The sequence below is a fragment of the Staphylococcus canis genome (genome assembly GCF_016238445.1).
In the GTDB taxonomy this organism is placed as follows: domain Bacteria; phylum Bacillota; class Bacilli; order Staphylococcales; family Staphylococcaceae; genus Staphylococcus; species Staphylococcus canis.
The window spans coordinates 1-208 of the sequence record NZ_JABANU010000135.1; the positions used below are offsets into that span (position 1 = coordinate 1).

Consider the following 208-nt stretch of genomic DNA (forward strand, 5'->3'; position numbering starts at 1 on the left):
AAATGATTCTATTACGAAAGTGCTCATAATTTCTGTAACCAAATGATACTCTTTTAATGAGTTTAATTTTGTTATTAATACCTTCAATCGGACCATTCGTAAAGTTGGCATATTCTAATGTGTTGGTAATGAATGGAATATAACTGTTTAATGTTTTTATGACGGTTCTTAATTTAGGATGGATATCTGGTAAAGCTACGTTTTCTAA

Annotated in this window: 1 protein-coding gene; it reads right to left on the reverse strand. The window is 28.8% G+C overall.

All coding sequences use genetic code 11. From position 1 onward, the window contains the following. Positions 1-208: transposase (locus HHH54_RS11230; protein WP_198618845.1), on the reverse strand; the 208-nt coding region annotated here is incomplete at both ends.